Genomic DNA, 13288 nt, shown 5'->3' with positions numbered 1-13288 from the left:
TTTGGAAACACCTTAATAAGTATCCGTATATAATATAAAGGCTATCATATTAAGGTTTTATCGACATGGAACCAATAACACCTAAGCTTACAGTTGATGCCGTAATTGTCTTAAACAGGGAGCTCGTACTTATAAGGAGAAAAAACGAACCCTACAAAGGTGGATATGCTCTCCCCGGAGGTTTTGTTGAAATTGGCGAAACAACCGAGGAGGCGGTGAAAAGGGAAGCAAAAGAGGAGACTGGCCTCTCCATTAAAATAATTGATCTGGTGGGCGTTTATTCTGATCCTTCCAGGGATCCGAGAGGTCACACTGTTTCAATTGTTTATCTTGCTACAGGAGAAGGCACCCCCAAGGCGGACACTGACGCAGAAGATGTCCGTTTGTTTTCACTGGAGAATTTACCCGAACTCGCCTTTGACCACGAGAAAATCATACGAGATGCAGGAGATAAAATTAATGGAATTCTGTCCGAAATGTAAGAGCATGATGTTTCCAGGCGCAGGGAATATAGAATGCAGGAAATGTGGATACACAAAAGAGCAGGGAGCTGCAACCGAAGATATGGTTTCAAAAGCCAAGCAGGATGACAGGGAAGTAACAATTCTTGAGGAAAACTTTGATCAGGGACTTCCGACAACTGCAGCCCGATGCCCGGAATGCGGCCATAATGTTGCTTACTGGTGGCTGCGCCAGCTAAGATCAGCTGATGAATCTGAAACCCGTTTTTTCAAATGTGTAAAATGCGCAGCTACCTGGAGAGAATACGATTAACATTATGAAAACCTATATAAGCCCCTTAGCATAATCTAATTCAGTTAAATAATCAGGCGGAGCAACAAAATGTTTGAGGCAACAATAGATGCAACTCTTTTGAAGGATTCCATTGAATCACTTTCAGTACTGGTAGACGAAGCCAGAATAAGGCTTTCCCCTGAGGGACTTACCGTCCGGGCTGTAGATCCGGCAAATGTAGCAATGGTAAGCTTTGAACTGGAAGCAGCTGCATTCGAGGAGTTCAGTGCAGAGGAAGGGGAAATCGGATTGGATCTCTCCCGCGTCGCAGATGTCCTTGGTGTTGCAGAAAAATCCGATCAGGTCAAAATGCAGCTCAACGAGGAATCCCGCAAACTTGCTATCCAGATTGGCGGAATTTCCTATACTCTGAGCCTCCTTGACCCATCCACAATTCGTGCAGAACCAAGAATCCCACAACTGGAGTTGCCCACAGAAGTTGCACTCAACGGCAAGGATCTTATGAAATCTGTCAAAGCTGCCGAGAAAATCAGCGACCACATTTCCCTTGGAGTAGACGGTGAGACATTCTTCATGGAAGCAGAAGGGGATACCGATCGCATGAGACAGGAAATGGGGCGCGAAGAACTTATTAATATTCGCCCCGGTACAACTCGTTCCCTATTCTCACTTGACTATCTTTCCGACATCGTCAAGCCCGCATCCAAAGCAAGCGAAGTCACGCTCCAGCTTGGAAACGACTTCCCTGTGAAAATTGGATTCTCAATTGCAGGCGGAAACGGAAAGATCGGATACCTGCTTGCTCCACGTATTGAATCAGATTAATACTATGGAAGAATCAGCCCTTGCACTCTATCCATTTGTACCCCAGGCAGCAACTTATGTGCAGGAAATGGGGTTTAGCCTTGAGAGGCTAATTGAGTCGAGGGCTTTTGAAGCTGCCCGGAAAAGAGGTCAGGAAAGGGTTATTCAATCCATCAACGGGATAATTGAGAAGCCTTCCCTCACAAGCTCCGATGAGGGGAAAGTCCTGACTGAACTTCTTTCCTATCCTTATGCAAGAATTCTTGTATCCTGTTTTAACGATCCCTATCTTACCCGCAAATACGCCCACGCCGAAGCGGAGGCTGCGCATTCTACCCTGAAGAAAGAGGATAATAGTTTCCTCCGGGAATTCGGGGCTGAGTTTGAAATCAATGCAATTTTTGAGGATAATGCAGCTCAGATGCATTTCACGGATTTCCTGAAGTATGCCACTACCCTGAAAGCCCTTGAGTGGAAGCTCATTAACCAGAGGATCGAGCACGGACAGGTCTTTATTCCACGAGAGGGTTTCAACCGTCTTCTGCAGGAAGCTGTCAAGAAACATATTCTTGGCTCCCTTCCACTAAAAGTACCTGAAGCAATTTGCACGACCTGTACGCCGCAGCTTACGGAGATTCGTGAAGTATTGCAGGAGAAGAAAGGAGATTACGATGGAAATGAATTCGGAGAAGTTAGTGTAGAACAATTCCCGCCCTGCATCAAATACGCAATTGCAAATGTCAGGGGAGGAATCAACCTTGCTCATTCAATGCGTTTCGCGATGACTTCCTTTCTGCTGGCTGCCGGAATGACAGTTGATGAAATTATTGATCTTTTTAACGTCTCACCTGATTTTGACGAGGAAAAAACGCGTTACCAGATTGAGCACATCGCAGGTTCCTCGGGAGACCAGTATACCCCCCCGTCATGCAGTACAATGAAAACTTACGGAAACTGCCACGGTGCTGATGATCTCTGCAAGCGGATTAACCATCCTTTGAACTACTATCGTCGGAAGATGTGGTTTATGAAACAGAGAAACCGTAGTTCAGAGAAAAAAGAAGAAGTGGTGAAAGATTCCGGGGATGGAAAGACAGAAGAATGATATCTTTTCTTTTTTTTATCCACAAGAGTTCTGCTAATCCAGAAATGGGGCGTTGGAAGTGGCTGGTTTTTTATGAGCCACTGCGTTTTTTTGGATATCCCTTAGACACAGACCGGTTCGAATTTAATCCCTTACATAATCTTTTGGATAAATACAACGTAAAAATCCAGTTTAAAAAAATCGATATAGATTTAATGTTTTAAATTGGTATATTGCCATGGAATTTTTAGAGAGTATCGAATTTTCCCAGCATGAATTTGCAAACGATTTTGTCTCCAATCCATGGGGTGCACGAGAAGGAGTAGCAATTATTGATGTAGAAACCGATTTTGGTGATATTCGTTCCATGAAGTCTAAAAGGGAAAGAAAATTCCGCTGTGGCGTTATTTATAGTTATGATCAGAAAAACATGCAGGTGTTTAAAAAACCAACCGATTTTGTCAGTGAAATAAAAAAACACAAGCACATTGTTTCCTATAATGGTGAAGGGTTTGACTTTTTTGTTCTAGAAAAATATGGACTAGAATTAGTAAAAAAATCTCATAAAAAGAAATTGAAAATTCCAGAAAAGGAACTTCTCGAAAATAGTCTATTGAGATTAAATTTAGACAGAAAAGGATGTAGAAAACCTGTTGATTTTGATTCATATGATCTCTTATCAGCGATTGTTGCTCTTAGACCCTATGGTAACAATAAAAAGTGGCCATCGCTAGAAGAAATGATGCAGACTCATTATAATTGCAAGAAAGAAAACATCAATTTAAAGCGGGCTACCCTCAAGCAATTGATTAAACATTGCATCGAAGATGTAGAATACCTTAAGCGGCTATATGAAGAAAAAACGTGGATAGTTCCCGTAATCCCTCGTTGGGGCTTACCTTTGTTTACAGATCCAACGATACTTAATGATCCAACTCTTCCAAAACCATTGCATGGTTTGAATCCAAGAACTGTAAAAGGTAAAGAATGGTGGGATAAAAAAAGAAGACTTGCATATATTGAAAATAATCAGTGCTGTTGGGCATGTGGTATTTCAAGATATGAAGTATTGGGGGAAAATAAATGGCTAGAAGCACATGAAATTTTTGATATTGATTATGCTGAAGGCAGGGGTGAATTAAAAAAAATTGTTGCATTATGCCCATATTGTCACAACTACATACATTCAGGTCGCTTACAAATGCTTGTAGAGGATGGAAAAGTAGCTGAAGAGTCTGCTGAAAAAATAATCAGTTACGGAAATTCAGTTCTTAAAAAAGCCGGCTTTGAAATATTATCTGATGGAGAAAAAATATTGAGAAAAATGGGAATAGCGGAATATGTACTAGAATCAGCACATCCTTATGAAATTGATGACCCTATAAACATAGGTGATTGGGAATGGCTAACAAAATTTGCGGGAAACGATATTGATTCATACCTTATTAAAAATTGGGCCGAAGAACAAAAATATGAATTGGATGGTTCAAACATAATAACGAACACAAATGGAGATAAATATTTATTACCAATTCGTTGTCAGGCTTTTGAATCAGTTTGTAAGCTAAGTACCAGAAAACATTATGTAGTTCCTCCAAGGAAGAAAGTGATTGATGGTAAAAACTACTGGAGGTTTGGTTCTCAACCCTTCAACGGTTATTTCATATACACCTCTCAAAAAATAGAAAGCGCTGAATGGAAGCTCTGGCATATAGTAATTGATGGTCAGGTTTATCGTACAGCATTTAAAAACTATGAAGATTGGAAAAAACACTACTCTGATAATAGCTCTGAAACAGACAGATAATTCTGCTATCAATTGATTTTTATTCAATAACAGGAACTTCATTTCCTCAGTTTTTCCTTAAATAGGATTTCGACTAAATCATATAATGCCAAAACCTTTTGAAAGAAGGATTGATAAACTCAATAGCGTTCCTCTTTCCAACAAGATTATGAGCTAACTCTCTGGATTTCAACAACAAAACATAACTCCAAGAACTATTCTTGTTTCTGTATTCGGTTTGGCTTTATAGAAAAGCTAGACATCACATATAAACCACAAAGTTCACAGAGAACACAGAGAAAAGTGAAAATCCTCTGTGAACTCTGTGTCCTCTGTGGTTACATTATTCTTGTGAGCAGTTCTACAGAGCTTTTGCTATTCACCATATTAAAATAAGCTAAAAAACAGGTAAAAAGAAAGGAGAAAAAGGGGACTCTCATCCCTTAACAATTTCCTCAGCAATCTTTGCAGCCCTGCGGCCTGATTCAAGCATTGAACCAAAGGTTGGGCCCATTCTTGGAAGACCGTATGCGGTTGCTACTGCCATTCCTGTAAGTACGAGACCCGGGAAAACTTCAGAGGTTTTCTCAACAACAAGGTCTTCGGAGGTTGGAACATCCATTGGTCCGAAGCCTTCAAGCTCGAGCATGTTTCTGGATCTGAGAGTGTTTGCAACCACTGCATCGTGGCCGGTAGCGTCAATGACACATTTGGTTTCAAGTGCTACAGGGTCCACACAGGTAATTGCACGTGGCAATGCGGAAACAGGTGTCCAGTTAGTTACAACACCGGCAACCCTTCCGTTCCTTGTAACCACATCATCAAATTTATTCATGTTCAGCATGAAAGCACCTGCATCACATGCTGCGGAAATCAATTTGGAACATGCGGATGGTGCACTTGCAACATAAAGACCTTCGGAATATTCCTTGTATGGAACACCGAGTTCATCGAAAAACTTCTGGCCCGGAGCACGTACAGTAGCCTTGTTCATGAGGTAACCGCCCAACCAGAATCCACCACCGAAGTAGTTGTTGCTTTCAAGGACAACTGTCCTTATTCCGTTGCTGGCAAGATCGCGGGCTGCTGTCAGGCCACTGGGGCCTCCTCCCACGATAATTACATCAGATTCCACATAGGAAAGGAATTCGGTAGTAAATTCTTCAACAATCGAGCGAGTGATGTCTTTTTCAGACGCTTTTGCAAAATATTCCTGCATTTGAGTTCCTCACAAACAATCCATTTTTTTCGAATAAATCAGGAAAGAAAAGCTGTCAATCGGCTTTCTTTCCCACCAAAGCACTAATAATGTCACTTGAAAGGATTCCTACAAGGCAACCCTTCCCATCAACAACCGGCAGTGCAGAAACACCATATTGTTCCATAGTCTGCGCAGCCAGGAAAAGAGCCTCATCAGGCATTGTCGTCACGATATCCCGGGAAACAATATCATCAAGGGAAGATATCCTGCTGGCGACAGCCCGGGTTATATCCCATGATGTTACAATACCTGTAATCCTCCCGCTGGGGGATAGTATGGGAAGATGGGTGGCATTTTCGGAAATCATTAACTCAGCTGCCCTTTCAAGCGTACAACCTTCATTAATAGTCGGCACTTCCGTCGACATAACATCCCTGACAGTCAGATGTTCAAGGAATGAAGAGATATGATAATTGAGCTGGCCTTTTTCAAGGAGAAACGCATCATGTCCATAGTGAGACACAATCTCATGATACTGCACCTTGACATCATTTGAACCAAGAGCCTGAACAAGTTCCTTCGCCTGATAGGATGGATACAGCCAATCCGAAGACACGGATATCACAAGGAAATCCGATTTCACATCTTTCAGACCTGCTTCCAATGACCCGCCTTTGCTCAGATCAAAGAGATCAACCGCCTTGGTTACGTAGAGATAGGAATTCGGATCAAAGCGCTGTGTAAAACTATCTCCCTGATAATGCAGGTAGCTCTCCACCTGGAAGGTACTTTCATCTTTGACATCCCTTCCAAACTTGGTGTGCATAGACTCGTCACTCAAATAGGTAATATGACCAATCATACGCGCAAGAGAAAGACCCTGACACGGGAGCCCGCCTTTATAGTAATCTCCTCCCTTCCAGCTTGGGTCCCTCATTATTGCCTGTCTTGCAACTTCATTGAAGGCAATCTGCTGTGGAGAGGACACGGCAGTGGAAGCAAGAACAATCACTTTTTTTGCCATTTCCGGGTAGGAAACCGACCACTGGAGAACCTGCATACCTCCCATGGAACCGCCTGCAACAGCATACAGACGGGAAATCCCGAGATGCTGTAAAAGTGCATGCTGCAGATTTACCATGTCTTCAATGGTAATCTGCGGAAAAGACAGGCCATAGGGTTCCCCCGTAGAGGGATTTATACTGGATGGACCGGTAGTTCCCTGGCAACCGCCCAGCACATTAGAACAAATAACAAAATAGCGATCCGTATCAAAAGCCTTACCCGGACCAATAACAATGTCCCACCATCCGGGATCATCTCCTCCGGAGTAATGCCCGGCAGCATGTGCATCCCCTGTAAGGGCATGGCATATCAGGATAGCATTTGTCTTTTCATCGTTTAGTTTACCATAAGTCTCATAGGCTATGGTTACCTCATCCAGTTTGTCCCCACCTTTGAGGACAAAGGGTTCTTTAAGAATATGGGATTTGGATTTCACATAACCTATAGACCTTTCACTCATATATTAACTCCATCCAGTGCCTGCTCAAGATCTGCTATCAGGTCGTCCACATCTTCAATACCAACAGAAAGCCTGATGTAATCAGGAGTCACGCTTGTACTTGCCTGTTCTTCAGGGGTAAGCTGCTGATGGGTTGTTGATGCCGGGTGAACAACCAGACTCTTGGCATCACCAATGTTGGCAAGATGGGAAAACAAATCGAGACTCTCGATAAACTGCTTTCCTGCTTCAAGGCCACCCTTGATACCAAATCCTACTATCGGGCCAAAGCCTTTATTGAGATATTTTTTGGCCTTTTCGTGGCTCTCGTGTCCTTCAAGTCCGGGATAATTTACCCATGCTACCTTTGGATGGCTATAGAGATAATTAGCAATAGCAAGAGCATTCTCCGAATGTTTCCTGACCCTTAGGAGCAGTGTTTCCAGTCCCTGAAGGAAAAGGAAAGAATTGAACGGGCTAAGTGCCGGTCCGATATCACGGAGCCATTCCACACGGGCTTTTAACACAAAGGCTATGTTTCCAAGTCCCGGTATATCGCCAAATGCATCCCAGTAAACCAATCCGTGATAACTGGGATCCGGTTCGGTGAATTCAGGGAATTTGCCACTGTTCCAGGCGAAGTTGCCTGAATCTACGATTACACCGCCTATTGATGTTCCGTGACCACAAACATACTTGGTTGCGGACAGCACAACTATGTCTGCGCCGTGTTCAATCGGACGAACAAGTCCTACACCTACCGTATTATCAACAACTAAAGGAATACCTGCTTCATGGGCAATCTCGGCTATCTTCTCAAAGTCCGGAATATCCAGCTTTGGGTTGCCGATAGATTCGACATAAATAGCCCTTGTATTCTCGGTTATGGCATCCTTGAAACCTTCAGGATTGGATGAATCAACAAATACCGTTTTTCTTCCAAGCTTTGGTAAAGTGTGATTGAAAAGCTGGTAAGTTCCACCATAAAGGTTGTCGGCAGCTACGATTTCATCACCTACACGGGTGATGGTGAGCAGCGCAAGGGAAATGGCAGCCATTCCTGATGCTACACCAAGAGCACCGGTTCCGCCTTCAAGAGCAGCCATTCGTTTTTCAAAAACATCCGTTGTCGGATTCATAAGGCGAGTGTAAATATTGCCAAATTCTTTCAAAGCGAACAGGTTTGCTGCATGTTCTGTGTCATTAAACACATATGCAGTCGTCTGGTAAATCGGTACAGCACGGGATCCAGTAGCCGGATCAGGCTCCTGTCCTGCGTGTATGGATAACGTTTCCAGACCGGGTATTTTATTTTGGGTCATTTATTTACACCTCAGTTGACATTGAGTTCATATGTCTTTACAATTTATTTTGTAGTTGAGGAAAGATAATGATTTTCCTTCCGGTTCAATTCCGAAAGTAACCTCTGGTTTTGCTGTTAGGTTTGGATCATATCTTCCTGAATAGGCGGGGCTGAATCGAGCATTAACAATCCGTTGCTGTGAACCGATGTAGAATACTCGCCACCCTGCCAGTGAAATTCACTATTGTGAATTCACAATTGTGAATATAGGCTTATAGTATAAAAAAACTATGTAACAGGTAAAAAAGAAAGGCTTCAAATTTCGCCATCTGCCGGACATCTTTCGCCTTCAGAGCGAAGTTGTCTGCAAATCTGGCAAAACCTTAAAGGAATGTCAACATCCTTTCCTTCCTTAATCTCGCCTGAAAGCTCGGCTATAGCATCTTTGATTTCATCGTCAAATTCAATTTTATAGCCTCTTTTTTTAGTAAGGTACTGAGAAACCGCTGAGGGAGCCATTCCAAAAAGAGTTGCTACATTCTGCTGCGAAACTCCGGATTGCACAAGTTCAGCTGCGAGTGCCGCACGGATAGCAGGGAGGATTTCCCAAACCACTACTTCACAAGGTGTTTTTACTTTCATAGAGATTCCAGATAAACTTCATTTTGTTAGGCTATGAACATCCCTGAATAAATAGTTCACTATCGTGAATAACAATTTGCTCATTTGGAAATCCCATCAAAAACATTAAAAGCATGGAATATGTCTTACTATTCACAATTGTGAATATTCGATTTACATTCAACAAGAATAAAAAGAAGAAAACGATTCTTGACAAGAGGATTAAAACCAATGCTTTCCGATGAAGAGAAGGAGTTGTACAGTCGCCAGATTATGATGATCGGTGAAGAGGGGCAAAATCGCCTGAAAAGCTCAAAAGCGGTTATTGCAGGATGCGGAGGGTTAGGTTCCCCCATAGTTACATATCTTGCAGTTGCAGGTGTCGGAAACATCCGGGTTATAGATATGGATAGTGTGGAAATAAGTAACCTGAACCGTCAAATCCTTCACTGGCATACTGATATCGAGAAGGACAAAGTCCGCTCTGCCGGGGAAAAACTCGAAAAAATAAATCCCTACATAACCGTCGAGACAATTGCGACAAAGATCACCGAAGATAATGCAGAGGAACTGCTCAGTGACGCAGATATCATAATAGATGCACTGGACAACTATGAAGCACGATTTTTGCTCAACAGGGTTGCCGTCAGGAACAAGATTGCCCTTATTCATGGTGCTGTCCATGGTTTCCATGGACAAATGACAACAATCGTTCCCGGAAAAACACCATGTCTTGAGTGCCTTTTCAAAAGAAAACCTCCCAAGGAACTCTTCCCTATAATCGGAGCCAGTGCCGGAGTTGTGGGAACTATGCAGGCAAACGAAGCAATCAAGTACCTGCTTGGCGAAGATAACCTGTATACAGGCAGACTGGTTGTTTGGGACGGAAAAAACGGTACTACCGAAGAGCTCAAAGTATGTCGCAATCCCTCCTGTGAAATCTGCGGGAGTTGTGACGAAAAATGAGTTTGCCTGAAGATAAACTCAATGACCTCAAGGCTTTCATTGCTGCACAGGATTCGATGCTCATAGCCTATTCCGGCGGCACGGATAGTTCACTGCTATCTGTTATTTCCAAGGAAATCCTTGGTGACAAGCTTCTCTGTGTGTTAATTGATTCGCCCCTTGTGCCACGCAGGGATGTTGAGCGTGCCCATGAACTTGCAAACAGGTTCAGCATAAACCTGAAAGTGGTAAACTTTGATCCTTTCCAGATCCCGGAAATCGGAAATAACCCTGAAGACAGGTGTTATCACTGCAAAAAGAAGATCTGTCACACATTGAAGCAGATTGCTGAAAGCAAGGGAATTAAAACCATTGTTGACGGCACAAACCTCTCTGATCTTGGAGAGTATAGACCCGGTAATAAGGCCACCGAAGAAGAAGGAATTTTACACCCCTTTGTTGAAGCCGGTATCAACAAGGAAGATGTACGCCGGATTGCAAAGGAAATGGATCTGGAATTCTGGAACGTTCCTTCTTCGGCATGCCTCGCATCAAGGATTCCATATAATGAAAAACTCGATCTAGATAAGCTTTCCATCATTGAAGCCGGCGAAATCATTCTTTATAGAGAGGGATTCCGGCAATGCAGAATGCGCCTGCATAACGAGGGAAAAATTGCACGCATTGAAATACCCAAAAACGACATTCCGGATCTTGTTTCAAAAATGGACAGGATTATGCCAGAACTCCGCAAACTGGATGTGTCTTACATAACCCTTGATCTGGAAGGCTACCGTACAGGCAGCTTTGACAAGAAAGAATGATTTTGGATTAGCTGCGATTGTACTTGCGGCACATTTCCACAAATTCCTTGACCGGGAAAGTGGCCGGATGTGCATGCATGTAACTTGCAAGGGAATTATGTTCGTAGATTCCGTCCCTTCCATCAACTATTCCTTTACCGCGCTGCATCGTATATGCAAGCCTGCTGTCTGGTGCACAATCAGTAAGTGAGTAGTGGAACTCATGCCCACGAACCTCACCCTTAAACAACGGACTGTCCGCATGCCCTCTGGTATAACCAAGTGCCTGCAATCTTTTTGTCTGGACAGTTTCCGATGAGAACAGATCTGCCATTTTATAGACCTTATCATCTATCTCGTAAGATTTACCCAGATACTGCAGACCACCGCATTCACCGTAGATTGGCATTCCGTCAGCAGAGAATTCCTTGAGTTTGTGAGTGGTTTTTGATTTTTCAAGCTCGGATATATGCAGTTCTGGATAACCGCCTCCAAAATAGAGGCCATCAACTTCAGGAACTTCGCCTTCAAGAGGACTGAAGAACTTCACTTCCGCTCCCGCACGCCTGAATGCATCAAACATGTCCTGATAGTAGAAACAGAATGCATGATCCAGGGCCATTCCGATGGTTACATCCGCCTCAATTGGGGAATCATCTACCCCTATTGTATCAGGAATTTTTGGCTCCTGAGCAATTTCCAGTACTGCATCCAGATCAATATTTTCCTCGATAAAATCCGCGAGCATGTCGACATCATAATCCTGCTCTTCAGCCATGTGAAGACCAAGATGACGTGAAGGAACAGAAATATCCTGATTCCGCGGAAGAGCTCCTACCACTGGAATATCCCCCAGCGAATCAACGATCATGGATTTGTGCCTGGGGCTTCCAATGCGGTTGAGGACAACACCGGCAACATTTACACCGCTGTCAAATTCAGAGTAACCTTTGACCATTGCCGCTGCACTTCGGGACATGCCATGGACATTAACAACCAGCAAAACAGGGATGTCCATGCATTTTGCCACATGGGCAGAACTTGCGATTTCAGTGGCTTCCATACCATCAAAGAGACCCATTACGCCTTCAACAACAGCAATGTCAGCATCCCCATAGGTGCATTTCATGCTGTTCTGCACGCCCTCTTCACCCATCATGAATGTGTCAAGATTGCGTGAAGGGCGTCCGCAGATTGCCCTGTGATGGGAAGGATCGATATAATCCGGGCCTACTTTATATGGCTGCACATTAAGGCCTCTCCGCCTCAAAGCCGCCATAATACCCATTGAAACCGTGGTTTTACCTACTCCACTGTGGGTGCCTGCGATAAGTATGGAACGTTTCATGGGGAGCAATTGAGTTTATTTTATATATAGCAATTACCATCAATTTTCCCACAAACCATTCCTGAAACCCATGCAGCCTATTATCAAACTCAAGGACTCTTACGGCAGACCTGTAACAAGCCTGCGCATATCTATTACAGAAAGATGTAATCTGGATTGTATTTATTGCCATAACGAAGGGAGCGAAGGCAGTCCTAATGAAATGACTCCTGAAGAAGTAGCCAACATTGTAAAGGTTGGTGCAGAATACGGAGTCAGAAAGGTTAAATTTTCAGGTGGTGAACCACTTGTGAGAGAGGATTTCGAGGAAATCCTGAAAGCGCTTCCTCCACTTAAGGATGTTTCAGTTACAACAAATGCAATCTATCTCAGGGACAGGGCAAAAAGCCTGAAGGAAGCAGGGCTTGACAGAGTGAACATCAGCCTGGACAGCCTTGATCCTGAGTGCTATGGAAAGATTACCGGAAGAAGCCCTGATCTGCACAGGAAAGTCCTTGAAGGAATCGATGCAGCAGTGGAAGCGGGACTTACTCCGGTGAAACTCAACATGGTCTTACTGAAAGGAGTTAATGACGACCAGATTGACGATATGCTGGAATTTACCCGGCAATATGATGGCACTGTAGTCCTTCAGTTAATACAATTAATGGACTTCAACGATACGTCCGGTTTCCAGGTGGATGCTGAAAGCATCGAAAAAATGCTTGAGGAGAAGGCAAATGAAGTGAGAGTCCGAAAGATGCACAGGAGACGCAAGTACATAATTGACGGCGCGGAAGTGGAAATGGTTCGCCCGGTTGATAACACTGAGTTTTGTGCCAGCTGTAATCGATTAAGAGTTACCGCCGACGGAAAACTAAAACCCTGTCTGCTCACCAATGAGAATCTTGTGGACACAAAGGGCGCATCTATTGAAGAGTTGCGTGAACTTTTTAAGGAAGCAGTGCAGAAAAGGGTACCCTACAACAGGAGGAAAGACTAATGGAAGTAGTTCTCACAGTTGACGGGAAAGACATTGAACTGAATGATTTTGTCCAGAAAATTCTTGGAAATCTTGTTAGTGCATCCGCTGAAAGCCTTCACGGAGTCGAAGAAGACTGGGCCAGGATGGAAGTCAGCCTTAAAAAGTGACT

Annotated in this window: 14 protein-coding genes; 9 read left to right on the top strand and 5 right to left on the bottom strand. The window is 43.5% G+C overall.

What is annotated here, in order from left to right; genetic code table 11:
• Positions 1 to 65: 65 nt before the first annotated feature.
• The 5 genes from J2755_RS05865 (at position 66) to J2755_RS05845 (ending at position 4451) form a co-directional block, all read left to right on the top strand.
• Entirely contained in the window at positions 66 to 482 is a 417-nt protein-coding gene (locus tag J2755_RS05865) for an NUDIX domain-containing protein (protein ID WP_209680871.1), read from the top strand.
• Complete coding sequence (locus J2755_RS05860) at positions 460 to 774, top strand: transcription factor S (protein ID WP_209680869.1); 315 nt, start codon at positions 460 to 462, stop codon at positions 772 to 774. Before J2755_RS05865 ends, J2755_RS05860 begins: the two co-directional genes overlap by 23 nt.
• 69 nt (positions 775 to 843) lie before the next feature.
• Positions 844 to 1581, top strand: coding sequence for a DNA polymerase sliding clamp (locus tag J2755_RS05855; protein WP_209680867.1), 738 nt, complete (start codon positions 844 to 846; stop codon positions 1579 to 1581).
• Between the two features lie 4 nt (positions 1582 to 1585).
• Positions 1586 to 2665 (top strand): DNA primase regulatory subunit PriL, encoded by a 1080-nt coding sequence (priL, locus tag J2755_RS05850; RefSeq protein WP_209680865.1) that lies wholly within the window; start codon positions 1586 to 1588, stop codon positions 2663 to 2665.
• Positions 2666 to 2882: 217 nt separating this feature from the next.
• Positions 2883 to 4451 (top strand): hypothetical protein, encoded by a 1569-nt coding sequence (locus tag J2755_RS05845; protein WP_209680863.1) that lies wholly within the window; start codon positions 2883 to 2885, stop codon positions 4449 to 4451.
• 415 nt (positions 4452 to 4866) lie between these two features.
• Here J2755_RS05845 and J2755_RS05840 read toward each other — a convergent pair whose 3' ends face one another.
• From J2755_RS05840 to J2755_RS05825, 4 genes are all read right to left on the bottom strand, one after another.
• Positions 4867 to 5649 (bottom strand): sulfide-dependent adenosine diphosphate thiazole synthase, encoded by a 783-nt coding sequence (locus J2755_RS05840; protein WP_209680861.1) that lies wholly within the window; start codon positions 5647 to 5649, stop codon positions 4867 to 4869.
• A gap of 55 nt (positions 5650 to 5704) precedes the next feature.
• On the bottom strand, positions 5705 to 7156 hold the full coding sequence (gene metX / locus J2755_RS05835) for a homoserine O-acetyltransferase MetX (RefSeq protein ID WP_209680859.1): 1452 nt from the start codon (positions 7154 to 7156) through the stop codon (positions 5705 to 5707).
• A complete protein-coding gene (locus J2755_RS05830; RefSeq protein WP_209680857.1) occupies positions 7153 to 8457 on the bottom strand; it encodes an O-acetylhomoserine aminocarboxypropyltransferase/cysteine synthase family protein in 1305 nt (434 codons plus the stop codon). The genes metX and J2755_RS05830 overlap by 4 nt, the downstream gene beginning before the upstream one ends.
• 296 nt (positions 8458 to 8753) lie before the next feature.
• Complete coding sequence (locus J2755_RS05825) at positions 8754 to 9080, bottom strand: transcriptional regulator (protein WP_209680855.1); 327 nt, start codon at positions 9078 to 9080, stop codon at positions 8754 to 8756.
• A gap of 210 nt (positions 9081 to 9290) precedes the next feature.
• Between J2755_RS05825 and J2755_RS05820 the strand changes: the two genes are divergently transcribed.
• Both J2755_RS05820 and larE read left to right on the top strand, forming a co-directional pair.
• Positions 9291 to 10025: a HesA/MoeB/ThiF family protein gene (locus J2755_RS05820; protein WP_209680853.1), complete on the top strand. Its 735-nt coding sequence runs from the start codon at positions 9291 to 9293 to the stop codon at positions 10023 to 10025.
• Positions 10022 to 10828: an ATP-dependent sacrificial sulfur transferase LarE gene (gene larE, locus J2755_RS05815; RefSeq protein ID WP_209680851.1), complete on the top strand. Its 807-nt coding sequence runs from the start codon at positions 10022 to 10024 to the stop codon at positions 10826 to 10828. Before J2755_RS05820 ends, larE begins: the two co-directional genes overlap by 4 nt.
• A gap of 7 nt (positions 10829 to 10835) precedes the next feature.
• On the opposite strand, the gene J2755_RS05810 is transcribed toward larE, so the two are convergent.
• Positions 10836 to 12155 (bottom strand): cobyrinate a,c-diamide synthase, encoded by a 1320-nt coding sequence (locus J2755_RS05810; protein ID WP_209680849.1) that lies wholly within the window; start codon positions 12153 to 12155, stop codon positions 10836 to 10838.
• 70 nt (positions 12156 to 12225) lie between these two features.
• On the opposite strand from J2755_RS05810, the gene moaA reads away from it, so the two are divergent.
• The gene (gene moaA, locus J2755_RS05805; RefSeq protein ID WP_209680846.1) at positions 12226 to 13137 is read left to right on the top strand and encodes a GTP 3',8-cyclase MoaA; all 912 of its coding nucleotides are present in this window, start codon (positions 12226 to 12228) and stop codon (positions 13135 to 13137) included.
• Entirely contained in the window at positions 13137 to 13286 is a 150-nt protein-coding gene (locus tag J2755_RS05800) for a hypothetical protein (protein ID WP_209680844.1), read from the top strand. Before moaA ends, J2755_RS05800 begins: the two co-directional genes overlap by 1 nt.
• Positions 13287 to 13288: the final 2 nt, after the last annotated feature.

Origin of the sequence: Methanohalophilus levihalophilus, from assembly GCF_017874375.1 — an archaeon.
GTDB lineage: Archaea > Halobacteriota > Methanosarcinia > Methanosarcinales > Methanosarcinaceae > Methanohalophilus > Methanohalophilus levihalophilus.
The sequence above is the reverse complement of the archived record's forward strand: the minus strand, read 5'-3'. Positions and strand labels throughout refer to the sequence as shown.

Coding starts and splice junctions, on each gene's coding strand:
- J2755_RS05865 (WP_209680871.1), top strand. CDS start 66: ATGGAACCAATAACACCTAAGCTTACAGTTGATGCCGTAATTGTCTTA.
- J2755_RS05860 (WP_209680869.1), top strand. CDS start 460: ATGGAATTCTGTCCGAAATGTAAGAGCATGATGTTTCCAGGCGCAGGG.
- J2755_RS05855 (WP_209680867.1), top strand. CDS start 844: ATGTTTGAGGCAACAATAGATGCAACTCTTTTGAAGGATTCCATTGAA.
- priL (WP_209680865.1), top strand. CDS start 1,586: ATGGAAGAATCAGCCCTTGCACTCTATCCATTTGTACCCCAGGCAGCA.
- J2755_RS05845 (WP_209680863.1), top strand. CDS start 2,883: ATGGAATTTTTAGAGAGTATCGAATTTTCCCAGCATGAATTTGCAAAC.
- J2755_RS05840 (WP_209680861.1), bottom strand. CDS start 5,649: ATGCAGGAATATTTTGCAAAAGCGTCTGAAAAAGACATCACTCGCTCG.
- metX (WP_209680859.1), bottom strand. CDS start 7,156: ATGAGTGAAAGGTCTATAGGTTATGTGAAATCCAAATCCCATATTCTT.
- J2755_RS05830 (WP_209680857.1), bottom strand. CDS start 8,457: ATGACCCAAAATAAAATACCCGGTCTGGAAACGTTATCCATACACGCA.
- J2755_RS05825 (WP_209680855.1), bottom strand. CDS start 9,080: ATGAAAGTAAAAACACCTTGTGAAGTAGTGGTTTGGGAAATCCTCCCT.
- J2755_RS05820 (WP_209680853.1), top strand. CDS start 9,291: ATGCTTTCCGATGAAGAGAAGGAGTTGTACAGTCGCCAGATTATGATG.
- larE (WP_209680851.1), top strand. CDS start 10,022: ATGAGTTTGCCTGAAGATAAACTCAATGACCTCAAGGCTTTCATTGCT.
- J2755_RS05810 (WP_209680849.1), bottom strand. CDS start 12,155: ATGAAACGTTCCATACTTATCGCAGGCACCCACAGTGGAGTAGGTAAA.
- moaA (WP_209680846.1), top strand. CDS start 12,226: ATGCAGCCTATTATCAAACTCAAGGACTCTTACGGCAGACCTGTAACA.
- J2755_RS05800 (WP_209680844.1), top strand. CDS start 13,137: ATGGAAGTAGTTCTCACAGTTGACGGGAAAGACATTGAACTGAATGAT.